A 24738-nucleotide genomic window follows, 5' to 3' on the forward strand; every position below is an offset into this window, starting at 1 on the left:
ATTCGGCGAACATGTGGTGTGTCTCACTGTCGCGCTCGTACTCTGGAAGATGTTGTCCATCGGATGAGGTGACGTCGTGGTCGGGGAGTGGACGGGTAGAGAGGCCAGAGCTCTTCGCGATGCCAAACGAATGAGCATCCGGGAGTTCGCGGCTCATCTGGGCGTGCACGAACGGCTGGTGTCGAAATGGGAAGCCGGTGGGTCGCGGGTGAAGCCGCGGCCGGTGAACCAGGCGGCACTCGATACGTCGCTGGCCCGCTCCGACGAGGTGGTCCGCGCCAGATTCACGGCGCTGCTCGCCCCGGCGGGCGAGACCGACCTGCTCGCCTTCGTCGACGCGGGGGTAAGCAAAAGCGCTGTGCCCGAGTTGATGTCGGAGAGGGAGTTGATCATGGCGGCTGCGCACGAGGCCAGCGAACACGCGGCCGCCGCGGAGAGCACCAATGTCGGACCGACAACGTTGGCCCAGCTCGATGCCGACGTGCGACGGATCGCCACCGAATACGTCTATGCCGCACCGGCTCCCATGATGGTGGAGATGCTGCGGGTGCGGCGGCGGGTGTACCGGCTGCTCGACGGACAGCAGAAACCGGTCGACACCTCGCACCTGTATTTACTGGCGGGCACCCTGTCCGGGTTGCTCGCCAACGCGAGCACCGACCTCGGCTATCTCGATGCCGCGGGCGAACAGATCAGGGCCGCTTGGGCTTACGCCGAACTCAGCGGGCACAACGGGTTGCGGGCATGGACGCGCGGCATGCACGCGTTGATCGAGAACTGGTCGGATCGCCCGCGCAATGCCGTCCAATTAGCCCGTGGCGGGCAGGAATTCGCCCCGGGCGGGTTGGCACGCGTGCGGTTGCTCAATATCGAGGCGCGGGTGTGGGCGCGGCTGGGGAACGACTCCGAGACCGACCGATGCCTACGCACGGCCGAGTCGGTCGATCCGGACCGGCGCGAGGAACTGCACGACGAGATCGGCGGGGTGTTCGGCTTCCCGACGGCCAAGGCCGCTTACTACGCGGGCGCCACCTGCATCCAGCTCGGCCGTGCCGAACAGGCGCTCGCGGCCACCGAACGCGCGATCGCGCTGTACTCGAGCGGACCACCGCTGCAGCGTTCCTACGGTGCCGAGTCGCTGGCGCGCGTCGACAACGCGGCCGCGCACCTCATCAACGGAAGTATCGACGGCGCGGCCGACGCGCTGCGTCCGGTGCTCGGCCTGCCGGAGGACCGGCGCATCGCTCAGCTGGGCGAACGGCTGGTCGGTCTGCGCCGCCGGATCGCCGCCCCGAACTACCGCAATGCGGTCGAAGCGCGTGGGCTCGACGAGCGTATCGAGGAGTTCTGCCTGGAAACGGCGGCTCAGGCGGGCAAACCCCGGCTGTGAATGTTGTCGGCAACCATCCCTAACATGGGGTGGGTGAGTCCACAGCATCCGCATGTCGCCCCGCGCGTCCTCGAGCAGTCGAAGAAACTGCAGGACGTGGTCTACGAGATCCGTGGGCCGGTACACGCGCAGGCAGCACGCCTGGAGGCCGAGGGCCATCGCATCCTCAAGCTCAACATCGGCAACCCGGCCCCGTTCGGGTTCGAAGCGCCCGACGTGATCATGCGCGACATGATCGCGGCGCTGCCGTACGCGCAGGGGTACTCCGAGTCCAAGGGCATCCTGTCGGCGCGGCGCGCGATCGTCACCCGCTACGAGCTGGTGCCGGGCTTCCCCGAACTCGACGTGGACGACGTCTACCTGGGCAACGGCGTGTCGGAGCTCATCACCGTCACCATGCAGGCGCTGCTCGACAACGGCGACGAGGTACTCATCCCGGCGCCGGACTACCCGCTGTGGACGGCCATGACCAGCCTCGCCGGCGGCACCCCGGTGCACTACCTGTGCGACGAGGAGAACGGCTGGCAGCCCGATATCGCCGATATCGAATCGAAGATCACCGACCGCACCAAGGCGCTGCTGGTGATCAACCCGAACAACCCGACCGGCGCGGTGTACTCGGCGGAGGTGCTGCAGCAGATCGTCGACCTGGCGCGTAAGCATCGGTTGCTGCTGCTCGCCGACGAGATCTACGACAAGATCCTCTACGACGACGCCAAGCACATCTCGCTGGCCTCGCTGGCTCCCGACCTGCTGTGCCTGACGTTCAACGGCTTGTCCAAAGCCTACCGGGTGGCCGGGTACCGCTCGGGCTGGCTGGCGATCACCGGGCCCAAGGACCACGCTGCCGGATTCCTCGAGGGGATCGATCTGCTCGCCTCGTCCCGGTTGTGCCCGAATGTGCCCGCTCAGCACGCCATCCAGGTGGCGCTGGGCGGCCATCAGAGCATCGAGGACCTGATCCTGCCCGGCGGACGGTTGCTCGAGCAGCGCGATGTGGCGTGGGAGCGGCTGAACATGATCCCCGGTGTGTCGTGCGTGAAGCCGCGCGGCGCGCTGTACGCCTTCCCCCGTCTGGATCCGAATGTGCACGAGATCCACGACGACGGGAAGCTTGTGCTCGATCTGTTGTTACAAGAGAAGATCCTCATGGTGCAGGGCACGGGCTTCAACTGGCCCGCCACCGACCACCTGCGGATCGTGACGCTGCCGTGGGCACGGGACCTCGCGGTGGCGATCGAAAGGTTCGGTAACTTCCTGTCCAGTTACCGACAGTGAGTGTCACTGTGTCAGGGGCCTTGACGGGGAGGGCATAGGGTTAGACCGGCTGAAACCAACTCGGGGTTGGGAAATCTGGGGATTTTGAAGATGCACTAGCGCAAAAGTCCAACTTTTGTGTACAGTGGGCATCGGCGCTTCGGCGCCCCGGCCCGGTCGTCTACCCCCCCTGGACGACCGAGAGCCCTAGGTACGCGCGCCTACCCCCCTGGGCGCCTGCCTGAGGGCGGCGGAGACAACCCCCTGCTCTCCGCCGCCCTGTACCGGGGGTGAGTACATGGGTAACTCATCGGGAACGGGCTGACGTACCGACCGCCATGGTCTGGCCGCCCGGATAAATCTCCCCGCATCTAGATCTGGCAAGAAGTTCTCGGAGTGGCGGGTCAGCAAGTCGTTCTTGAAAACGGATTCCCTTAAGCTCTCTCGGGTGAGCGATCATCATCACCACCATCACCACGATCATTCGGGGCCCATCGCTATCGGGGCTACCGCGGCCAAGGTTGTTGTCGGGCTGTTGGCGGTTATCGGGGTGGCAGTGTTGATTGCTACCGCGCTGTTGTGGCCGAGTAAGCCCGAGATCGATATTCCCGCGCCGATGGGGACCGTCAGTGGTGGGGCGGTGCAGACTGAGGCCGGGACCGTCGTCATGCAGGAAGTCGGGCTGTGCGGTAGTCCCTCGCACGGGAAGGCGTTTCCCGACAAGCCGGTGCAGCCGCAGGTGGGGTACTCGTGTCAGCGCAGCATCATCGACATCCGGTCGGGGCCCGACGAGGGTAAGAAGACGCTGTTCGAAATCGCGCCGGGGCCGGGACAACCCGATCTGCGGGTGGGCGACGAGATCCGGATCGTGCGCGCGGCCGACCCGAGCGGCGGGACCATCTACGGGTTCGAGGACTACTCGCGCGGGTTGCCGCTGACATTGATCGTAATCGCGTTCGTCGCGGTGATCTGCATCGTCGCGCGGTGGCGCGGGTTCCGGGCGCTCGTCGGGCTGTGTTTCGCCTTCGGCGTCGTGGTGATCTTCCTGCTGCCGGCGCTGCTCGACGGGAAACCGGCGATCCCGGTCGCGCTCGTATCGGGAGCGCTGATCCTCTACGTGGTGCTCTATCTGGCGCACGGACTGAATCTGCGGACCAGTTCGGCCCTGCTCGGCACGCTGGCATCGATGCTCGTGGCGGCGGCATTGTCGTGGCTGACGTTGAAAGTCACCCACCTCACCGGGCTGTCCGAAGAACAGAACACCAACGTGGCCACCTACATTCAGCACGTCAGCATCACCGGGCTGCTGCTCGCGGGGTTCATCATCGGCTCGCTCGGCGTGCTCAACGACGTCACCATCACCCAGGCCTCGGCCGCCTTCGAACTCGCCGCACTCGACGAAGGGGCTTCGCGGCGCGAGATCTTCACCGCAGCCATGCGCGTCGGCCGCGACCACATCGCCAGCACCGTCTACACCCTCGTGCTCGCCTACGCCGGTGGCGCGCTACCGCTGCTGCTGCTGTTCAGCGTCGCCGGACGATCCATCACCGACGTGCTCACCGGTGATGCCGTCGCCATCGAGATCACCCGATCCGCGGTCGGCGGTATCGCCCTCGCCCTGTCGGTGCCGTTGACCACCGGCATCGCGGTGCTGCTCGCCCGGCCCTTCGGGGCGCAGAAGGCGACCGTCGCGCCGCCACGCGCCCGGCACGCCAGGAACTGAACTACCGCCCGGGCGGCGGCATACCGGGCAGCACCACCGGCGGCAACGTCGGCACGACGATCGGCGGCAGGCCCGGCACCACGGTGAAGGTGTTGGGGCCCTGCGTCGGCGCCGGTTCCTCCGTCGGGGTGTTCGGCGGAAGCTGGACGGGCGGAGCTGCCACTGTGCCGTGCACCGCTTCGGTGGTCGACGGCGGCGCCGTGGTCGGTACGGTCGAGCGCGGCGTCGAACTGGCCGGTACCGCCTGCGAACCGTCGCTGGAATTACCGCTCTCGAGCACCTCGGTGCCGTAGCCGAGGCCGATACCGATCGCCGCGACCACCGCGAGCGAACTCACCGTGAGCAACGCGCCGTTCAACTCCCGGCGACTGTGGCCGCGACCGGTCAGCGCGGCGAGCGGACGCCTGCCACGGGTCGGGGCGGTGAGCCAGGCGGGCGTCACATCGTCGAGCTGCTCGATGGGTGCGATCGGCGGCGCGACCGGCGCCTGCGCCACCTGTGCGGGCCTGGCGAGCAATGCGGCACCGCGCGCCAACGCCGTCTCCGGTTCGACCGGAACGATCACCGGAACGCCGATCGTGCGCTCGAGCACCCGTGCGATCAGCGGAATCCGGGCGCCGCCACCGATCACCAGCACCGCCTGTACCGGATGCTGGGCCCGGATGATGACATCGCGGGTCATCCGCGCCGACGACTCGATCGCCAGCATCATCAGCGCTTCGAAGTTCTCCTGGGTGAGCAGCACCAGCCCCTGCTCACTGGGCAGCGCTACCGCGTTGCTGCTCGACAGCTGCTCCTTGGCCGCCCGGCACAACGCGTCGAGCGCGGCCAGGCCGGCCGGATCGGCGGGGTGGGCGATCCGGCCCGACGCGATCTGCTGCTCGCGGATCAGCGAATCGAGGTAGTCGCCGCTGATGTCGCTGATGCGTTCACACTGGTGCACATCGCTGGTTCGCGCGTCGACCACGCTCACCGTGAGACCGGAACTGCCCAGGTCGTAGACGGCCAGCGTGGACACTTCACGCAGGTCGGCGGTGGCGTGCGCGAAATGCACGGCGGCAACGGCTTCGGGAATCAGCTGATAGTTGGTGAGCTGCCTGCGGGCCATGGCGGCGCGGATGGCACGAGCCTGCGGTTCGCTGCGGAAGGTGACGGTGGTCGCCGCGACCTCGGGGCCCGCGGCGAGGGTGGCCGCGATCGCGTCGGCCGCCGATTCTTCCGCGTGTTGTTCGGGGACGGGAAGGGTATGCACCTGAAAGGAATTCGGTGCACCCCCGGGCTGCGGGCGCGCCAGGCGCACCGTCGCCGCTCCGACGGAAACTCCCAAAACCGCACTCATCAGCTGCCCATCTCGTTGCACGACATGCGGAGCCTGCACAACCTGCCAGCCCCCGCCCGCCGTAACTCTACGGGGTGCCGAGTCCGGCGTACACCCACCCGGCATCACGCCAGGCGTGACGATCCAGACAATTGCGACCGTCGATGATCGAACGGGAACGTACCACCGGTTCCAGGTCGGCCGGCGTCAAATCCGTGAATTCATTCCATTCGGTAAGGACCAGAACCACATCGGCGCGATCACACGCCTCGGCGACGGATGTCGCGTAGTTCAGTGTGGGGAAGACGCGACGCGAATTCTCCACCGCTTTCGGGTCGTACACGGTGACCACGGCGCCGTGCAGCTGGATCATCCCGGCCACGTTGAGCGCGGGCGAATCGCGCACGTCATCGGACTCCGGCTTGAACGCCGCGCCGAGGACGGCGACGTTCGCGCCGAGCAGGGAGCCACCGCAGGCGCGGGCGGCCATGTCGACCACTTTGGTGCGGCGGCGCATATTGATGTTGTCGACCTCGCGCAAGAATGCGACCGCATGATCGGCGCCGAGTTCGCCCGAGCGGGCCATGAAAGCGCGAATGTCCTTCGGTAAGCAGCCGCCGCCGAAACCCAGTCCGGCATTGAGGAATCGGCGGCCGATGCGCGCGTCGTAACCGAGCGCGTCGGCGAGCATCGTGACATCGGCGCCCGTTGCCTCACAGACTTCGGAAACGGCGTTGATGAACGAAATCTTTGTGGCCAGAAAGGCATTCGCCGAAACTTTCACCAATTCGGCGGTGGCCAAATCGGTGAGCAGGAAAGGAATTTCGGCATCGATGAGATCGGCATAGATGTCGCGAATGTGTTGTTCGACCCAATCGGCGCGCTCACGGGTGCGGTCGAGGCCGAGGACGAGGCGGTCGGGGCGCAGGGTGTCCTGCACCGCGAAGCCCTCGCGCAGGAACTCGGGGTTCCAGGCCACCTCCACGTCGACGTCGGTGAGTGCGCGGGCCCGGGCACCGAGGGCGGCGGCGGTTCCCACCGGGACGGTCGACTTGCCGACGATCATCGCCGGACGTTCCAGCATCGGGACAAGGGTGTCGACCACGGCGTGCACGTACTTCAGGTCGGCGCCGTACTCACCCTTCTTCTGCGGTGTGCCGACACCGAGGAAGTGGACATCGGCGTGCGCGGCCGCGTCCTCGTAGTCGGTGGTGAACCGCAGCCTGCCCGCCGCGAGGTTGCGTTGCAGCACCTCGTCCAGCCCCGGTTCGTAGAACGGCACCACCCCGTCGGCCAGTTTGGCCACCTTGCCGGGATCGACATCGACCCCGACCACATCGTGCCCCAGCTCGGCCATACACGCTGCGTGCGTGGCCCCCAGGTACCCCGTTCCGAAGACTGTGCATCGCATACTCTCGTTGGTAAGCGGCGCGCGTGGCTACGCCGCGTCAGCGAGGCAAGAGCGGGCGCAACATCTGGTGTACAGGGGGGAACGTGAGTTCGCTCTCCCGCTTCACGGGGCTTCTACCTGCGGTGACTGGTCGGTGGACTGTGCATGCTTCGGTTCGCGGGTGTGCATTGATGTCATGGTCGACGCGGGCACCTGAGCCTCGACCCGGGTTGTCCAGGCGGAACGGAGGTTCGCCGTACCATCGGCGGATGCGCCGGAAGCTGGTGGTGGGTGGGCTGGTTGCCGTGATGCTGGTTGTAGTGGTGTTGTGGCCGGTGTATGTGCGTCCTCGGGTGGACGAACCTAGGGGGGCCGATGCGATTCTTGTGCTCGGTGGGGCGCATGACGGGCGGGAAGAGCTCGGGTTGCGGTTGGCCGCAGAGGGATTCGCGCCGCGGGTGTTGATATCGGATCCGTATGAGCGCAGTGCGATGGTGAATCGGATCTGCCACGGGGGTTATTCGTTCGAGGTGATCTGTTTCGATCCGAGTCCGCGGACCACACTCGGGGAAGGCCGCGCCCTCGCCCGTCTCGGTGCCGACTGGGATCGCGTCATCGTCGTCACCTTCACACCCCACATCTCCCGCGCACGCTACATCCTCGGCAAATGCTGGCCCGGCGAACTCCTCTTCGTCGACCCACGCCCCCACCTGTCACCCGCCCGCTGGGCCTGGGACTACGTCTACCAATCCGCGGGCTACGTCAAGGCCTGGTTCGCCGACTGCTGAATCAACTGGTCGACAGCCGGTGATGCGGCTGATCTGTTACCTCGGCGATCGTCTGATAGTTGTTGTCCACATGCATCACGGTCGCTCCGTGGACCTCCGCTGTCGCTGCGATGATCAAGTCCGGGATAGGAATTCGATGGGCACCACGTTCGGCCAGCAGACCCTGCACGGCAAGTGCGCGATCCATTACTTCCTCGGTGACCGGCAGCCATACCAGCGACTTCTGCAGGCCGATCCGTTCGTTGTAATCGGACAGCGTTCGCGCCGAATACCCGATCTCGAGGGCGGTGAGATGGCATGCGGCGACAAGTGCTCCCGGCGTGCTTGTGACAGCGTGGAAATCCGCTGCGGCTGCGGGGTCCCGGAGGACCCACTCGAAGGCGGACTTGTCCGCCAACATGAACGTCGTCCTCAGCGCCAGGCCGCCTGCATTCCCTCCGGTGACAAGTCGGTGCCGGTATCGCGCAGATGCTGGAGCATCTTCGCCACGGCACGTCGGTTCGCGACCTCGCGTAGTGCGGCGTTGACCGTCGCCACCTTGGTTTTCGTCCCCAACTCTTCTGCGGCCAGGCTCAAGGCATGGTCGTCGATGTCGATCAAGGTTCGGGACATACAGCAACCTCCAGATATCAAAACTCTGACTTCGATGATATCAGGGCCTGGCAGTGCCCCGTAAACAGCAGTGAGGCGCGGATTCTTGGAATCCGCGCCTCACTGGGTGTTCAGTTGTCAGTTCTTGCGGCCGGGGGCCTTTGCTCCGGACTTGAAGCCGAGGCCGCCGGGCTTGGCGGTCGGCGGGGCCACCGGTGGGGTGCCGTTGCCGTTGGAAGGTGTGGGCTCGGGGGCCGTGTCTTCCTGGGCGTTGGGCTCAGCCGGGGCTTCCGGTTCGGCGGGGGCCGCTGCCGGTTCCGCCGGCTTGGGGGTGCCGGGGGCCTTCGGGCCGGGGCGCTTGAAGCCCGACTTCATGGCGAGTCCCTTGGCGGCGACGGTCGGCTTGGTTTCGGTGGGGGCCGAAACCGATTCGGCGGCAGGGGCTTCGGGGGCCGCTGCGGACTCGGTCGCGGGCTCCGCGGCCGGGGCGGCGGGGGCCTGTGCCGATTCCGCGGGCTTCGGGGCGCCCGGAGCCTTGGGGCCGGGGCGCTTGAAGCCGGACTTCATCGCGAGTCCCTTGGCGGCGACCGTGGGCTTGGTCTCCGTGGCAGCAGCTTCGGCGGGCGCTTCTGCAGCCGGAGCCGCATCAGCAGCCGGAGCCGCATCGGCGGCCGGAGCGGCAGGAGCCTTGGCACCGGGCGCCTTCGCGCCGCCCTTCATGCCGAGTCCGCCACCGGGTGCCTTGGCGCCACCCTTCATGCCGAGGCCCTTGACCGGGGGAGCGGTGGTCTCGGGGGCCGATTCGGCAGCCGGAGCATCGGTAGCGGGCGCCTTCGCACCCGGAGCCTTGGCGCCGCCCTTCATGCCGAGTCCGCCACCGGGAGCCTTCGCCCCGCCCTTCATGCCGAGACCCTTGGCGGGCGCGGCCGGGGCCGACTCCGCTTCGGCGGCAGGGGCCTTCGCACCGGGCGCCTTGGCGGCACCCTTCATGCCGAGACCGCCACCGGGAGCCTTGGCGGCACCCTTCATGCCGAGTCCACCACCGGGAGCCTTGGCAGCACCCTTCATGCCGAGTCCGCCACCGGCCGGCGCGGCCTTGGGGGCAGCTTCGGCGGGGGCTTCGGCGACCGGCTCCGGCTCGGGTTCGGGCTCCGGCTCGGGTTCGGCCTTCGGCTCCTGGACGACGAGCAGGTTCGCCGACAGCTCGGCGGCGTCGATGCGGGTGATCGAGTCGAGCATCAGCTGCGACACGTCGACGACCTCGACGCCCTCGCCTTGGCCCTGCTCCTGCCGCGCGGTGACGCCGTCGTTGAGCATGACGCGGCAGAACGGGCAACCCGTGGCGATCTTGGTCGGGTTGGTGGACAGCGCCTCGTCGACACGGTCGACGTTGATGCGCTTGCCGAGCTGCTCCTCCATCCACATGCGGGCGCCACCGGCACCACAGCACATGGAACGTTCGCCGTGGCGCGGCATTTCGACCAGGGTCGAACCGGAGGCTTCCATCAGCTCACGCGGCGCGTTGTAGATCTTGTTGTGGCGACCGAGGTAGCAGGGGTCGTGGTAGGTGATGTTCTGCGACACCGTGGCCACCGGGACCAGCTTCTTCTGCCGCACCAGGCGGTTCAGCAGCTGGGTGTGGTGCACGACCTCGTAGGTGCCACCGACCTGCGGGTACTCGTTGTTGAGCGCGTTGAAGCAGTGCGCACAGGTGACGACGATCTTCTTCTTCGACTGCTCGACACCCTCGAACACCGAGTTGATGACCTCGATGTTCTGCATCGCCAGCTGCTGGAACAGGAACTCGTTGCCCGCGCGTCGAGCCGAGTCACCGGTGCAGGTCTCCTCGGCGCCGAGCACCATGAACTTGGTGCCCGCGGTGGCGAGGAGTTCGGCGACGGCCTTGGTGGTCTTCTTGGCGCGGTCCTCGTAGGCGCCGGCGCAACCGACCCAGAACAGGTATTCGTAGCCGTCGAAGCTGTCGGCGTCCTTACCGAAGACCGGGATGTCGAAGTCGACTTCCTTGATCCAGTTCAGGCGGTCCTTGGAGTTCTGACCCCACGGGTTGCCCTTGTTCTCCAGGTTCTTGAACAGACCGGCGAGCTCGGAGGGGAACTCCGACTCGATCAGCACCTGGTAGCGGCGCATGTCGATGATGTGGTCGACGTGCTCGATGTCGACGGGGCACTGCTCCACGCAGGCACCACAGGTGGTGCAGCTCCACAGCACCTCGGGGTCGATCACACCGTGCACGTCCTCGCCGCCGACGAGCGGGCGCTCGGCCTCGGCGCGGGCTTCCTCGGTGATCTCGGCCAGCTTGGCCTCGTCGGGCTTGCCGTCGGCGTCGACCAGGCCGATCTCGTCGCCGCCCATGTCCTTGCGGCCGCCGGCCAGCAGGTAGGGCGCCTTGGCGTAGCCGTGGTCGCGCAGCGACATGATGAGCAGCTTGGGCGAGAGCGGCTTACCGGTGTTCCAGGCGGGGCACTGCGACTGGCAGCGACCACACTCGGTGCAGGTGGTGAAGTCCAGCCAGCCCTTCCAGGAGAAGTCCTCCATCTTGCCCGCGCCGAGGGTGTCGGTGTCGGGGTCGACGTTCTCGATGGTGAGGACCTTGCCGTCCGACATCATCGGCTTGGCGGCGCCGAGGGCGACGCCGCCGTCGGCCTCACGCTTGAAGTAGATGTTGGGGAACGCGGCGAAACGGTGCCAGGCGACGCCCCAGTTGACGTTGCGGCTGACCACGACGACCCAGACCAGCGCGGCCATCAGCTTGAAGAAGGCGAACACCGACACCGCTTCCGCGCTGGCGGGCAGCACCGAGGCGATGTGCATGCTGACGAAGTCGCTGCTGGCGTGGGATTCGCCGGTGTAGGCCAGGACGAGGGACTTCGCGCCGAGCATGCTGATGCCCTCGACGAGCACGATGAGCTCGACGAAGTAGGCGGCGAAGAAGTTGGAGCCGGAGAAGCGCGACTGCCGGGCGGGGACGCGGGGGTGGTTCAGCTGACGGATGACGATCAGCACGATCGCACCGATGATGGTGCCGAGGGCGAGCAGTTCGTCGAGCAGGTGGTAGACGAAGGTGTTACCGACCAGCGGCCAGGTGAACGTGGGGCTGAAGATCTGCCCCTGCGCCTGGAAGACCGTGACGAAGCCGAGCATGAAGCCGACCATGACGAGCCAGTGCGCCCAGCCGACGGTCCGGAATTTCACCATGCGCGTGTGCGCGGCGAACTCCTTGATCATGGTGGCGAACCGCGGCACGAACGGAGTGAACCGGTCGGGGGCGGGCTGCCCGAGCATGATCGTCCGAGCCATCTTCCGGATGGCGAGGCCGAACCCGATCCACGCGGGGACACCGACCAGAATGGAGATGATGCCCAACGTCAAAGATATGGGGCTCATGCTGTGGCCTTTCGTTCACGAAGCGACGCGGTGCCGCTCGTCCCAGGTCGCATCATAGTACGGTCCAAGTTACCCGCCAGTAGGGGTATGGATTCTATGTTACCGGTGGGTAGCTTCGATGTCTTCCCGGAGCTGAGGATCATCCTAACGTTGCAGTTCAGGGGTTGATTTGGCGCATGCCTGTTACGGCCCGTTCCGGGATCGACGCGAAACGGCCCGCGTGTCGATGGGGCTTGCATGGCGACGGGCGCGACGGCCGGGGTTCGTGGGCGGGGGTCTGCGCTCGGCCGCGATGTGAAACAAGATGGAATTAATCTATCGTCCAGTTTGTTCGGTCTGCGGAAATAATTTCCCGGCGAATTCGCATTCTCACCTGAGGGTGCTCACGGCTGTGAGTTGCATAGACCATTCTATTCTCGGCGCGCCAGCCGGACGGATCGTGACATCGAGGCACGAAGGGGCTTGTCCAACTGTGGGTTTCACCAGTTGGACACCGTCAGGTCGGTTGGTTACCGGTCGGTCGGGCGGAGCGCCGCGGGGCCCTGACCGGCGCGTCGACCGTGGGCGAGGGTCTCGGATCGAACACTTGCCCGAATTGACTCACTGCGATATTTTTTTACGCGGCTCTTGATCTTGATATCGATGCACAGCTTGAAAGACTGGGGGGCTTGATAGGTGAATCGCCCGCTGAAATCCAACCGGGTAAAACAGTCTGTGGAAATCGCCTCGCTCGTCATGGCGGGCTCCCCCCGATTCGAAGGGGAGGACCCCGCTCATATCGAGCGGCTGGTCGAGGCAGAATGGCCTTTGCCGCCCATTCTCGTCCATCGTCCGACGAATCGGATCATCGACGGATTTCACCGGACGAATGCGGCGCTACGTAAAGGCCTCACGCACATCGACGCGTATATGGTCGATGGTTCCGAAGAATTGGCGTTCATTCTCGGCGTGCAGGAGAATGTGCGGCACGGCCTGCCCCTGTCGCTGGCCGATCGCCGGGCCGCGGCGGAACGCATCATCCGTTCCCATCCGCACTGGTCGAATCGGTCGATCGCCACCGCTGCGGGGCTCTCCGCGAAAACTGTGGCGTCGATCAGAAGCGGTACCGGTGATACGTCGCAAGCGAGTCATCGGCTCGGCAGTGACGGCAGGCTCCGGCCGGTCGACACGAATTCGGCGCGCAAAACGGCCGCCGAACTCCTGCTGGCCCGCCCCGATGCCTCGCTGCGTTCCATCGCCCGCGAAGTGGGCCTCTCACCGTCGACCGTTCGCGATGTCCGGGCCCGGCTGGAAAGCGGCATGGGCCCGCTCGTCCAACCCGACGACACCAGGGCTCCGGTGCCCGGTGGACCGCCGGACAACGACCGGCTCGCGCCGACACCGCACAAGAAGCAGGTGGACCTCGACGCCCTGCTCGCCGTGCTCTCGCGCGACCCGGCGCTGCGGATGAGCGTCGGCGGGCGCGAATTGCTGCGGTGGCTGCATCAGCACGCGGTGAACGCGGGCGACGCCGAGAAGATCGTCGAATTCGTGCGACCCCATTCCTCCTACCATGTGATCGAACTCGCCAATCAATGCGCGGCCAATTGGGCGAATATCGCCCAGGCCCTGCAAGCCGCTTCCGATAATGCGTACGGTAATTCGCCGGGCGCCCGTTCGGCCTGAATTTCCGAACTGTTTCCCATTCTTACGGACCTAAGGATCGGCATGTCCAAAATCGCCGTTGTCACCAGTGGATTGCAATACGACATCGTCGGGAAGAATCCCGAGCGGGAAGCCGCTATCGCGGCTGCGACGCCGCGGGTGAACGAATTCCTGACCGAGATGCGCAAGCGGGGCTGCACGGTTTATCACCTGCAACTTTTGAATCAGCCCGACGACCCGCTGGCCGAGCGTTACGACGGCCGCGTACCGGCACTGCGCGGAACTCCCGGCGCCGAGGTGATCCGCGAATTCGTCGACCCCGACGACGTGATCCAGGAACGCAGCAAGGACAGCGGCTTCTACGAAACCGACCTGCACGACCGGCTCCAAGCCGAGGGCGTGGAAGCGCTGGTGCTGATCGGTCTGCAGACCCAGATCTGTATCCAGACCACCGCCGCCGACGCCTTCTTCCGCGGCTACATCGTCGCGGTGCCCGGCGACTGCGTGTTCTCGGCGCAGGAGGCCGACCGGGCGCGGGCGCTGGACTGGCTGGAGAGCTACTGCGCCACCGTCGCCGACTCCGCCGAGATCCTGCGGCTCATCGACACCACCGGCGGCATCCCGCGCAAGGAGACCAAGACACCATGACCGTGGCCACGCAGCACATCCAGCTCGACCACGGCACCGGCGCGGTGCTGTCGGGCGAGCTGGTCGACTTCATCGCCCGCACCCTCGGCGATGTGTACGTGGGGGAGATGGAGGACAGCGCGGTCCTGCCCGTGGAGGGCGACCGGATCGCGATGACCACCGACAGTTTCGTGGTCGACCCGCCGTTCTTCGGCAACGGCGACATCGGCAAGATCGCGGTCTGCGGCACGGTCAACGACCTGGCCGTCTCGGGTGCGGTGCCGCGCTATCTCACCCTCGGGCTCATTCTCGAGGCCGGATTGTCCTTCGACCAGCTCGAGCGCGTGCTCACGTCGGTGCGCGAGACCGCGCGCGAGGCGAGGGTGCAGATCGTGTGCGGTGACACGAAGGTGGTGCGGGCGGGCGAGGCCGATCAGCTGTACCTCAACACCAGTGGTGTCGGGTTCTTCCTGCGCGAACCGCTGCGGATGGACGCGGTCCGCCCCGGCGACGCGGTGATCCTGTCGGGCCCGATCGGCAACCACACGGTGCACCTGCTCTCCATCCGGGAGGGGCTCGGCTTCGAGAGCCGGGTGCTCAGCGACTGCGCGCCGCTCAACCTGATGATCGACAGCGTCTTCGCGGCGGTGCCGCGTGAGGCGGTGCGGTCGATGCGTGACGTGACGCGCGGTGGCCTCTCGGCGGTGCTGCACGAATACGCGGGCCGCATGGGCAAGGCCATCACCATCCATGAGCAGTCGCTGCCCATCCAGCACGAGACCGCGATGGCGGCGGACATGCTCGGCATCAACCCGCTGAACTGCGCCAACGAGGGCTGCCTGGCGATCTTCGCCGACCCGGCCGCCGCCCCCGACATCGTGGCCGCACTGCGCGGGCACGAGTACGGCAGGCACGCCACGGTGATCGGCGAGGTGACCGGCCGGGACGGCGCCGCGGTCGTGTTGCGCGACGCCGACGGACGCGAATCGACACTGCAACCGCTGCGGGGCGCCGAGCTGCCCCGCCTGTGCTGACCGGGTTGCCATGACCGCCACCTGGCAGATCAGGGTCACCGGGGTCGTGCAGGGCGTGGGCTACCGCCCGTTCGTCTACAAACTCGCCCGCGAACGGCAGCTCTCGGGCTGGGTGCGCAACGATCCCGAGGGCGTGCTCGTCGAGGCGAGCGGCGCCGAGGTCGCGCTGGAATTGTTCTGCGCCGAGCTGGCCGACCGGGCGCCCGAGCTGGCTCGGGTGGACCGGGTGCTGACGCTGAGCCGGGTGGCGGGCGGGTCGGACGCGTCGAGTTTCGAGATCGTGCACAGCGAGCACACGGGGCAGAAGGTGGCGCTCGTCCCCGCCGACACCCACGTGTGTGCGGACTGTCTGGCCGAGCTGCGCGACCCGGCCGATCGGCGCTATCGCTACCCGTTCATCAACTGCACCAACTGCGGACCACGGTATTCGATCATCCGGGCGTTGCCCTACGACCGATCGCAGACCACCATGCACGCGTTCACGATGTGCGCGAATTGCGATGCGGAATACCGGAATCCGATGAGCAGGCGGTTCCACGCACAGCCGAACGCCTGCGCGGACTGTGGGCCGAGGCTGTTGCTCGCCTACCCCGACGGGACGGTGCACGAGGACGCGTTGAGCCGGAGTGTGCGTGAGCTGTCGGACGGTCGGATCGTCGCGGTGAAGAGTGTCGGCGGTTTCCATCTGGCCGTCGATGCGATGAATGCCGCGTCGGTGGCGCTGCTGCGCAAGCGCAAGCGGCGCGATTCGAAACCGTTCGCGGTGATGGTGCGGGATCTGGACACGGCGCACCGGATCGTCGAACTGTCGCCTGCGGAGGAGCAGGTGCTGCGTTCGCCTGCTCGGCCGATCCTGTTGGCACGCAAGCGTACTGGTGCGGTACCGGAGAGTGTCGCGCCACGGAATCCGAACCTGGGGGTGATGCTGCCCTCGGCATCGCATCACCACCTGCTGCTCGACGAGGCCGACACCGACGTGCTCGTGATGACCAGCGGCAATGTGTCGGGATACCCCATCGTGCACCGCAATGAGGACGCGCTGGCGCACCTGTTCGAGATCGCGGACGCGATTCTGTACCACGACCGCGACATCGAGTCCAGGGTGGACGATTCCGTGGTCCGGGTATCGATCCACCCGGATCTGGACGGGCCACTGCTGACCTTCCTGCGCCGAGCGCGCGGGTACGCGCCGTACCCGGTGGAGGTGGGTCGTCCGCTGCGGCCGCTGGTCGCCTATGGCGCCGAACTCAAGACGACGGTCGCGCTGTCGGCCGGCCCGCGGGTGTATCTGAGCCAGCACATCGGTGATCTGAAGAACGACGAGACGTTCGAATCGCACCGCCGCACCGCTGCTCACCTGGCCTCGCTGTACGACCTGCGACCCGAGGCCGGGGTGTACGACATGCACCCGGACTTCCGGATCAATATGGGCCACAGCGGTATCGGTGAGACAGGTGAACCGATCGCGGTGCAGCACCATCATGCGCACATGGCGGCCTGCATGGCGGAGAACAAGCTCGACGGACCCGCGATCGGTGTGGTGTTCGACGGCGCCGGGTACGGCACGGACGGCACCATCTGGGGTGGTGAGTTCCTGGTCGGTGACTACGGCAAGGTCGAACGGGCAGCGCGTCTGCGGCGGGTGGCCCTGATCGGTGGCGATCAGGCTGTGCGCGAACCGATCCGGACGGGCGTCGCTGTCGCTGTCGACGCGTTCGGGTCCATCGATGCTGCGGTGCAGGCCTTTTCGGTGCTCGCAACGCTCGATGACGACCGCAGACATGTCTACGCGACCATGTGCGCCCGTGGCATCAACTCGCCCGAGGTGACGAGTATGGGTCGGTTGTTCGACGCGGTAGCGGCTCTGCTCGGCGTGTGTTCGCGCGCCGAATACGAGGCGCAGGGCCCGATCGAACTCGAGGGTCTGCTCGATCGCGACCTCACGCTCGTCGACGGATACGAATTCGGCTATACCGCAGGAGAAGTCGACCACCGGCCGGTCATCCGTGCGATCGCGGCCGACCTGGCCGTGGGGGCCCCGCTCGAACAGATCAGCAGGCGGTTCCACAGCGGAGTCGTCGCCATGGTCGTCCGGCAGTGCCGGAACCTGGCCGACACCAACGGTATTCGGCAGGTGGTGCTCTCCGGCGGCGTGTTCCTCAATGAGTTCCTGCTGGTCAACTGCATGGTGATGCTCGAACGCGCCGGACTGGCGGTGTACAGCCATCGGCAGGTTCCGCCGAACGACGGTGGGATCGCCCTCGGGCAGTTGCTGGTGGCCGACCGGGCGAAACAGGAGTGATGATGGGTTCTTCGCAATTCGCGGTGGTGCTGCCGATCGCGCTCGTGGTGGTGATGCTCGGCCTCGGACTCACCCTGACACCGGACGACTTCCGGCGGGTGGTCCGCCATCCGAAAGCGGCGGCCGTCGCCCTCGTCTGCCAGCTCGTGGTGCTGCCGCTGATCTGTGTGCTGCTCGTGCTCGCCTTCGGGCTCACCGGAGTGCTCGCGGTCGGCATGATGCTGCTCGTCGCCTCGCCGGGCGGCACCTCGGCCAACCTGTTCAGCCACCTCGCCGGTGGCGATGTGGCGCTCAACATCATGCTCACCGCGATCAACTCGGTGATCGCGGCGTTCACCATGCCGATCGTGATCACCCTGTCGGTGGCGGCGTTCATGGACGGTGACGCCTCGGTCGGGCTGCAACCGGCCAAGCTGGTACAGGTGATCGTCATCGTGCTGGTGCCGGTGGCCGTCGGGATGTGGATCAGGCACGCACGGCCCGCGTTCGCCGACCGGATGGGTAAACCGGTGAAACTCGGTTCCATGGTGGTGCTGGTCATGGCGGTGGGCGTGGCCGTCGGGTCCGAATTCGACACGCTGCGTGCGAACTTCGGCAAGCTCGGCGCGATCACCGTGCTGCTGTCGGTGCTGAGCCTGGCAGTCGGCTATTACGTGCCCCGCTGGTTCGGGGTCGATATCCGGCAGGCCATCGCCTCGTCCATGGAGATCGGCATCCACAACGCGACGCTGGCCATCGCGGTCGCGGTGTCGGCGCTCGGCAGCGAGGCGATGGCGGTGCCCGCCGCCACCTACGGGATCGTGATGGGCGGGCCGGCGGCGGTCGCGGCGTTCCTGCTGGCGCGGCGATCCCGCGCGGTATCGGATGCGCCCGCGCCGGTCGCCGCGACCGCACTGCCCTAGGGGAACCGTTTGGCGATGGCTTCGGCGATCTCGACGGGCGCGTGTTCCTGGATGAACTGGCGGGCCTGCGGCAGCTCGACGACCTCCACGTCGGTGAAGGTCGACACCATGCGGGGGATGTGGGCCTTGGGTCGGTACACCATGTCGCGCATGCCCCAGACCAGCAGCGTCGGCTTGTCGGCGAGGACCGCCGGCACGTCGCGGGCGAGTTGAGTCATCAGTGGTCGGGCGTCGACGATCTGCTTGGCGATCACCGCGAGACCCTTGCGGGCCTGCGGCGACGGCTGCACCAACCGGTAGTGGTCGATCTCGGCCGGGGTCAACGTCTTACCGAGCTCCGACAGCAACACGCGCTCGACGAGGAAGTTCTGCTCGAGTACCCGCCGCTGCATCGGTCCGGTGCGGATGGCCTGGGCGAAGAGGCGGTTCGCCATCGCCTCGATGGGCCAGAAGATGGTGTTGCCCAGCACGATTCCGCGTAGGCGGTCCGCTCGGGGGATGCTGGCGCCCAAGCCGATCGGGCCACCCCAGTCGTGCCCCATCAGCACGTAGTCGTCGAGGCCGAGGTGGTCGATGAGCTCGCCGAGGATGCCGGTGTGCTCGGCGACGGTGTAGCCGAAACCCTCGGGCCGCTCGGACAAGCCGAAGCCGAGATAGTCGACGGCGACGCACCGGTACCTGGTGCGCAGCTCGGCGATGACGTGGCGGTAGAGGAAGCTCCAGGCGGGGACGCCGTGGCAGAACAGAATTGTCGGCCCCGATCCCTCATCGATGTAGTGGACACGGCCTGCGGACGAGTCGAACCAGCGTGACTCGAAGGGATAGAGGTTCTTGTCGGGCACGAAGTCGATCAGCATAGGGAAACCTATACCCCATTTGTGAAACGACCGGTGTGTGCAACCGGAGAAAGCGCCGGTTGCACACACTGCCGCTCTTTTCCGAACTCGGGTATGGTCGCCCCAGCCGCCTCTTCCGCGGCCGGGCCGCAAACGGGTGACGAGTGGGCTTTGATTGTGACTGGAACAATTCCTGAACCGACGCTTGACGAATTCCTGCATAAATCGGCGGAGAAAAGAATCGACTGGGTGAACTCGTCCGACGGGTTCACCACGGGCACGGTGGAACGGGTCGGCCTGTTTCTCTCGTTCGCGCGGCCGCGCACCTGTCTGCCCGGCATGCTCGCGTTTTATCTGGGTTGTGTACTGCTGAACGTGCCGATGGGTATCGACGTTCTGCTCGGCTTCTTCGTCACATTCCTCTACAGCGCCGTGGCGAATCTGTTCAATGCCTATTCCGATATCGCGGAGGACAACCAGAACATCCCGGCCCGGCTGTACCTGCTCGGCCTGTACGGTCGCCGGCGACTGCTGCGGAGCAGCTACGCCGCCGGTGCGGTGATGCTGGTGGCAGCAGCCGTGGTGAGCCCGGCATTCCTGCTGCTCACGGCCCTGTGCCTGCTCATCGCCCACCAGTACTCGTTGCCGCCGCTGCGGATGAAGGCGCGGCCGATGGGTTCGCTCGTCTTCTTCGCGCTCGATGTGGCATTGCCGTTCCTGATGGCGCCCGCCGTCGTGGAGAACGGTCCGGCGATCTCGGGAAATTGGCCCTTCCTCAGCATGGCCGCGTATTTGTTGCTCTGGTTCGTCGCCAAGGGATTCGTAAAGAACCTGCCGGATTTCGAGGGTGACCGCGAAGCCGGATTGTCGACCTCCGCCACCATATTCGCGACACGGCAGCAGGCGGCTGTCGCTGCTGCCGTCGCCACAGTTCTCGTTTATCTCGGTCCGCTTTTCCTGGTGGTCGCCGGGCAATTCGAAGCGAAGTATTTGTTCGCGCTGGCCTGGTTCCCTGTGGCATGTGCGCAGGGCGCACGGATGATCCTGCGCGACGACAATCAATCGGCGAACAACATGCTTCGATTCGACATGATCGTATCGACAGCATATCTGTCTACCTGGGTTTTGCTTGCGGATCCATCTATTACTTCACTGCTTGTCGTAGCCGGATCTTTGGTGGTTATTTTCGCTATGGACGCGCTGAAACTCGATACCCGGAAAAAGGAAGACATCGGGTGACGGCGGAAAGGACGACAGCGGTGCGCGAAACGGTGTTGCTGAACGAATATCGATCCGGTGAGGAGGCCGATACCTCGGCGGCCGCGCTCGACCTGTCCAACAACGCGCTGCCGTTCGCGCCCCTGCCGAGCGTGCGCACCGCGATCGCCGACGAGGTCGAACACGCGGCCGCCTACCCTGCCGCCGCGTACGGCGATTTGCGCAGCGCCATCGCCGAATTCGCCAGCTGCACACCGGATCAAGTCGTGGTCGGGCCGGGCAGTGTCGGTGTGCTCGCCTATCTGCTGCGCTGGGTCGCCGGACACGGTGGGCGGGTCGTCTACGCGGTGCCCGCCTTCGACGCCTACGAACGGGTGGTCCTCGGTGCGGGCGGTATCGCGGTGCCGGTGATCGGGACACCGAACCGATGGCAGCCCTTGACGCAGATGGTCGCCGCGGCGGGCGACGACGCGGCCGCGCTCCTGATCTGCTCACCGCACAACCCGACCGGTGAACAGGTGACGCCCGAGGAGATCGAGCAGGTACTGGCACGAGTGCCGGACCACACGGTCGTCGTGGTGGATGAGGCGTATATCGAATTCGACCGGGACAACGACCGGTCGGCGGCCCTGCGAATGGCCGAGGAGCACCCCAATCTGGTTGTGCTTCGCACGTTTTCGAAGGCGTACGGGCTGGCAGGGCTGCGGGTCGGTTACGCGGTCGGGCACGGTGACCTGATCGGCGCCTGCCGGTCGATGGCCATGCCGTTCGGGGTGAACCGGCTCGCGGTGGCCGCGGCTGTCGCCTCGCTCGGCGTGGTGAACGAGCTGGAGGCACAGGTCGATTCGGTGATCGCGGTGCGGACGGACTTCGTCGCGGCCATCCGTGGACACGGCATCGACGTGCCCGATTCGTCCGGCAACTTCGTCTGGGTGCCGACGCCGAACCCGGCGGCACTCGTGGCGCACCTCGCCGAGTCGGGCATCGCGGTGCGCTGCTACCCGGACGCGGGCGTCCGAATCACGGTTCCTGCCAGGGGGCACCTCGCCGACGTCGTCGACGTACTCGCGCGGGGATACAGACGAGTGGAGGCACTGACATGCAGATGAACACCAATCTGGGCGCCGACGTGCTCGGGCGGCCACGGTTCGCCGACGCCCTGGTCGACCGGCTGATCGGCCACGATGTGCGCTACCTGTTCGGCATGCCTGCCGAATCGGTGAACTGCCTGGTCGACGCGGTAGGACGGCGGTCGGAGATCGAGCTGATCGCGGTGCGGCACGAGAGTGCGGCCGCCTGGATGGCGGTCGGTTACGCGCAGGGGTCGGGCACCGTCGGGGTGTGCTTCGGCACCGCCGGACCGGGTGCCACGCACCTGTTGCCCGGCGTGTACGGCGGGCTCTACGACCGGGTGCCGGTGCTGGCGATCTCCGGCCAGGTGGCGCGCGCCGAGATCGGCACGAAATCGTTCCAGGAGATCGACTCGGCGCGACTGTTCCGTGACGGAACGTGGCGGTCCACCGACATCGTCTCGCCCGATCAGCTCGCCGTCTTCGATCAGACAGTGCTGTCGGTGCGGCTCGAACAGACCTCAGCGCACCTGGCCGTGCCGTCCGACGTGCTCAACTCGCCCCTCGAGGGGCTCGAGCAACAGAGCCCGTACCGGTTCGGCGCACGGACAACGCCCGACGTGGACAAGAAGCGCGTCGAAGACCTGGCCGAATACCTGTGCTCCACACCGGGTGTCATCGTGCTCGGCGCGGGCGGCCGGGTGGTCGCGGACTGTGCGTTGCTGCTCGCGGACGCGCTGGATGTGCCGATCGTCGCCCTGCCCGAAGCGGGGATTCCGGACTGGTCGGTGCCGCCGGTCGAGGAGTCCGACGCCCGGCAGGTGCTGTTGATCGGCAGGCCGACCGCCGGTGTGGCACGGCACTTTCCGTCGCTCGAGCTGCTGCTCGAGATCACCGATGTGGCCACGTCGGGGTTCGACGAGGAGAGTCGGCGGATCGGGATCGCGGGGGAGGTTCCGCAGATCTTGCACGCGCTGGTGTCGGCCGTGTGGAGCAGGCGCGGTACCCCGGCCGCGGCGAGCGCCCCTGTCGCGCCGACAGATCCGAGCGCGCCCGAGGGCTGGGATGTGCTCGCCGACGCGCTCGCCGGTGCGTCGGTGGCGGTCGACCCCGGGGCGACGAGGGAACTCGCCCGCCGCTATCTCGGCGAACGCGCGCACCTGCACAGTTCCTGGAATTTCGAGGCTGAGGGTTCGGCGCTGCCGCTGGCCATCGGTCTGGCCCTCGCGAACGGCGCTCGCTCCTACGCGCTCACCGACCTGGACTCGCTCGACCAGTACATCTCCGAATTCTCCACTGCCGCACGGTACGACGTGCCGGTGACCGTGGTGTGCCGGGCCGAGCCCGGTGTGCCGGTGAGCGACCTGGCCAAGGCGTTCGGTATCGGGGTGTTCTGGGCCGGCGACGCCACCGAACTGCGGTCGTGCCTGAGCGAGGACCGGCACGGTCCGGCCCTCGTCCTCACCTCGGCGCTCACGGACGACCGACCCGCTCCGGCGCCGGATGTGGATGTCGTCGACTACGTCACCGATCTCTTCGCGGCACTCGCGCGCCGGGGTATCGGCTCCGCGTACCTGTCGAAGAACAGCCGTGCGCGGCTCGGTGCCACCGCTGAGCTGGACCTGCATGTCGTCGCCGATGTCCAGGCCGCGGCTATGCGGGCGACTGCGGCGTACAAGGCCGACGGAACGACCTCCTGCGCTGTGGTGACCTCACCGGCCGAACTCCTCGGCCAGCTCAACGGGCTCTACGACGCCGCCTTCGACGACGCCTCCGTGGTGCTGGTCTCCGTCGAGACCACACCCTGGTTGCTCGATCCCGTCGACGTGCTCGCCGATATCGCCGCCGTCTCGGTGGTTCTCGACGGTGGTGCGCAGGACGCGGTCCGGCTGCGCGACGCCTTCACGACCATCGCCGGTGGTGGCCGCGGCGTCACCCACATCCACGTGACACGAACCGCGATCGCCGCCCGCACCAGCGCCGCCCTCGTGGACAGCGCGCGGTCGTTCGCGATCCCGCCGTCGTTGATCGGGCTGCCCGGCCGCGCGACCGCCGCACCCGAGGACATCGTGCGGGCCGCCGAACTCATCGCCGCCGCCGAGGACATCTCCATCATCGTCGGGCGCGGGGCGGCGGGCGCGCGACGCGAACTCGTCGAATTAGCCGCTCGCACAGGCAGTCCGCTTTACTGCACGATGGGTGCGCTGGCGGCCGACGTGGTCGGCGAACACTGCGCCGGACTGGTCGGCACCTCCGGGACCGACGACGCCATGCAGCGGGTCCGGCGTAGCGGGCTGGTCATCGTTGTCGGAGTGTCTTGGCGCGGTTCGGCTTTCGAGATGGTCGGGCACAATCCGGTGATCTCGGTGAACACCGATCCGCTCACCTTCCTTCGTCTGCCGTCGGATTCGGTCGGGCTGCTCGGTGACGCGCGGGAAACCATCGAAGCTCTGGTCGGCCTGCTCGGCGAGGAACGCGACGCACCCGAGGTCGCCGAACGGCCGCGCCGCAAGCCGAGAGAGAGTGCACGCAAACTCCGCGCCGCCACGGTGGCCCAGATCATCGACAACGAACTGGCGGGCCTCGACAAGCCGTCCACCTTGAGCGTCGACGTCGGCATCAACACGCTCTGGGCCTACCGCTACGTGCGCTCGGCCCACCGCTACCTGTGGACGGCCTCGTTCGCGACCATGGGATTCGCGGTGCCCGCCGCCGTCGACGTGGCCGTGCGCCACCCCGACGAGGTGTCCGTGGCGATCGTCGGCGACGGCGGCATCGGCATCACCCTGGCCGAACTGCGCAACGCCGCCGACGTACGTTCGCCGCTGGTGATCGTGGTGTTCAACAACAACGCCCTGGCCGCGATCAAATTCGAGAGCTGGATCATGGGCTGGCCCGACCGTGCGTCGGGCTTCCACGAAATCGACTTCGCCGGGTTCGCCAGGCACTGCGGCGTGCGCGCGACAACCGTGCGCAGCGCCAAGGAGTTCGGCAACGCCTTCCGCACCGCACTCGCAGGCGACGGACCGACGCTGATCGACGCCAGAATCCCCGCCGCCGAAGCGCCCGTACTCGCCGGACGCGCGCACATCCGCCAATTCGCCGGCCTGCTCACCGGGTGGGCCCGCGACGGCAAGAACGCCCGCACCGGCGCCCTGTCCACCCTGCTGGCCTTCGGCGCGGAGAAGGCGGTGCGCGTCGCGCGCCGCGCCGACCCGCGCCGGTGAAACCCGAGGAGATCGC

At 66.9% G+C, this 24738-nt stretch carries 18 protein-coding genes; 12 read left to right on the forward strand and 6 right to left on the reverse strand.

All coding sequences use genetic code 11. From position 1 onward, the window contains the following. Positions 1-130 precede the first annotated feature (130 nt). The 3 genes from NCO8_RS27370 (at position 131) to NCO8_RS27380 (ending at position 4370) form a co-directional block, all read left to right on the forward strand. A complete protein-coding gene (locus tag NCO8_RS27370; RefSeq protein WP_166655743.1) occupies positions 131-1390 on the forward strand; it encodes an NsdA family TPR-like regulatory protein in 1260 nt (419 codons plus the stop codon). 24 nt (positions 1391-1414) lie between these two features. Next, positions 1415-2668: a pyridoxal phosphate-dependent aminotransferase gene (locus tag NCO8_RS27375; protein ID WP_067643759.1), complete on the forward strand. Its 1254-nt coding sequence runs from the start codon at positions 1415-1417 to the stop codon at positions 2666-2668. A 427-nt stretch (positions 2669-3095) separates the two neighbouring features. After that, entirely contained in the window at positions 3096-4370 is a 1275-nt protein-coding gene (locus NCO8_RS27380) for a YibE/F family protein (protein WP_067643761.1), read from the forward strand. 1 nt (position 4371) lies between these two features. On the opposite strand, the gene NCO8_RS27385 is transcribed toward NCO8_RS27380, so the two are convergent. Both NCO8_RS27385 and NCO8_RS27390 read right to left on the reverse strand, forming a co-directional pair. Further along, positions 4372-5814, reverse strand: a complete 1443-nt coding sequence (locus NCO8_RS27385) for a DUF7159 family protein (protein WP_501193584.1) — start codon at positions 5812-5814, stop codon at positions 4372-4374. After that, positions 5777-7099 carry a UDP-glucose dehydrogenase family protein gene (locus NCO8_RS27390; protein WP_067643765.1) on the reverse strand — a complete coding sequence of 441 codons (1323 nt, stop codon included), beginning with the start codon at positions 7097-7099 and terminating at the stop codon, positions 5777-5779. The genes NCO8_RS27385 and NCO8_RS27390 overlap by 38 nt, the downstream gene beginning before the upstream one ends. A 248-nt stretch (positions 7100-7347) precedes the next feature. Here NCO8_RS27390 and NCO8_RS27395 point away from each other — a divergent pair, with 248 nt between their 5' ends. Continuing rightward, complete coding sequence (locus tag NCO8_RS27395) at positions 7348-7866, forward strand: YdcF family protein (RefSeq protein WP_067497103.1); 519 nt, start codon at positions 7348-7350, stop codon at positions 7864-7866. A gap of 1 nt (position 7867) precedes the next feature. Here the strand turns inward: NCO8_RS27395 and NCO8_RS27400 are convergent, their stop codons facing one another. From NCO8_RS27400 to NCO8_RS27410, 3 genes are all read right to left on the reverse strand, one after another. Continuing rightward, positions 7868-8266 (reverse strand): PIN domain nuclease, encoded by a 399-nt coding sequence (locus NCO8_RS27400; RefSeq protein ID WP_174550370.1) that lies wholly within the window; start codon positions 8264-8266, stop codon positions 7868-7870. 11 nt (positions 8267-8277) lie between these two features. Further along, the gene (locus tag NCO8_RS27405; protein ID WP_067643768.1) at positions 8278-8478 is read right to left on the reverse strand and encodes a type II toxin-antitoxin system VapB family antitoxin; all 201 of its coding nucleotides are present in this window, start codon (positions 8476-8478) and stop codon (positions 8278-8280) included. A 117-nt stretch (positions 8479-8595) separates the two neighbouring features. Next, complete coding sequence (locus tag NCO8_RS27410; protein WP_067643771.1) at positions 8596-11862, reverse strand: (Fe-S)-binding protein; 3267 nt, start codon at positions 11860-11862, stop codon at positions 8596-8598. 909 nt (positions 11863-12771) lie between these two features. Here NCO8_RS27410 and NCO8_RS27415 point away from each other — a divergent pair. Genes NCO8_RS27415 through NCO8_RS27435 form a run of 5 tightly spaced genes read left to right on the forward strand, consistent with a single transcriptional unit; the run spans position 12772 to position 18371 of the window. Continuing rightward, positions 12772-13527 (forward strand): Lrp/AsnC family transcriptional regulator, encoded by a 756-nt coding sequence (locus NCO8_RS27415; RefSeq protein ID WP_245655525.1) that lies wholly within the window; start codon positions 12772-12774, stop codon positions 13525-13527. A gap of 42 nt (positions 13528-13569) precedes the next feature. Then, the gene (locus tag NCO8_RS27420; protein ID WP_067643775.1) at positions 13570-14154 is read left to right on the forward strand and encodes a cysteine hydrolase family protein; all 585 of its coding nucleotides are present in this window, start codon (positions 13570-13572) and stop codon (positions 14152-14154) included. Then, positions 14151-15167 carry a hydrogenase expression/formation protein HypE gene (hypE, locus tag NCO8_RS27425; RefSeq protein ID WP_067643778.1) on the forward strand — a complete coding sequence of 339 codons (1017 nt, stop codon included), beginning with the start codon at positions 14151-14153 and terminating at the stop codon, positions 15165-15167. The genes NCO8_RS27420 and hypE overlap by 4 nt, the downstream gene beginning before the upstream one ends. Before the next feature lie 10 nt (positions 15168-15177). Next, entirely contained in the window at positions 15178-17469 is a 2292-nt protein-coding gene (gene hypF, locus NCO8_RS27430) for a carbamoyltransferase HypF (RefSeq protein ID WP_067643781.1), read from the forward strand. A gap of 2 nt (positions 17470-17471) precedes the next feature. Continuing rightward, on the forward strand, positions 17472-18371 hold the full coding sequence (locus tag NCO8_RS27435; RefSeq protein ID WP_067643784.1) for a bile acid:sodium symporter family protein: 900 nt from the start codon (positions 17472-17474) through the stop codon (positions 18369-18371). On the opposite strand, the gene NCO8_RS27440 is transcribed toward NCO8_RS27435, so the two are convergent. After that, complete coding sequence (locus tag NCO8_RS27440) at positions 18368-19228, reverse strand: haloalkane dehalogenase (protein ID WP_067643788.1); 861 nt, start codon at positions 19226-19228, stop codon at positions 18368-18370. The genes NCO8_RS27435 and NCO8_RS27440 overlap by 4 nt on opposite strands. A gap of 93 nt (positions 19229-19321) precedes the next feature. Between NCO8_RS27440 and NCO8_RS27445 the strand changes: the two genes are divergently transcribed. From NCO8_RS27445 to NCO8_RS27455, 3 genes are read left to right on the forward strand one after another with little or no spacing between them, the layout of a single operon-like run. Continuing rightward, a complete protein-coding gene (locus tag NCO8_RS27445) occupies positions 19322-20446 on the forward strand; it encodes a UbiA family prenyltransferase (protein WP_084457533.1) in 1125 nt (374 codons plus the stop codon). 20 nt (positions 20447-20466) lie between these two features. Further along, positions 20467-21534, forward strand: coding sequence for an aminotransferase class I/II-fold pyridoxal phosphate-dependent enzyme (locus NCO8_RS27450; RefSeq protein ID WP_067643794.1), 1068 nt, complete (start codon positions 20467-20469; stop codon positions 21532-21534). Beyond that, positions 21531-24722, forward strand: coding sequence for a thiamine pyrophosphate-dependent enzyme (locus NCO8_RS27455; RefSeq protein WP_167353346.1), 3192 nt, complete (start codon positions 21531-21533; stop codon positions 24720-24722). The genes NCO8_RS27450 and NCO8_RS27455 overlap by 4 nt, the downstream gene beginning before the upstream one ends. Positions 24723-24738 lie beyond the last annotated feature (16 nt).

The sequence above is a fragment of the Nocardia coubleae NBRC 108252 genome, from assembly GCF_001612805.1.
Taxonomy (GTDB): domain Bacteria; phylum Actinomycetota; class Actinomycetes; order Mycobacteriales; family Mycobacteriaceae; genus Nocardia; species Nocardia coubleae.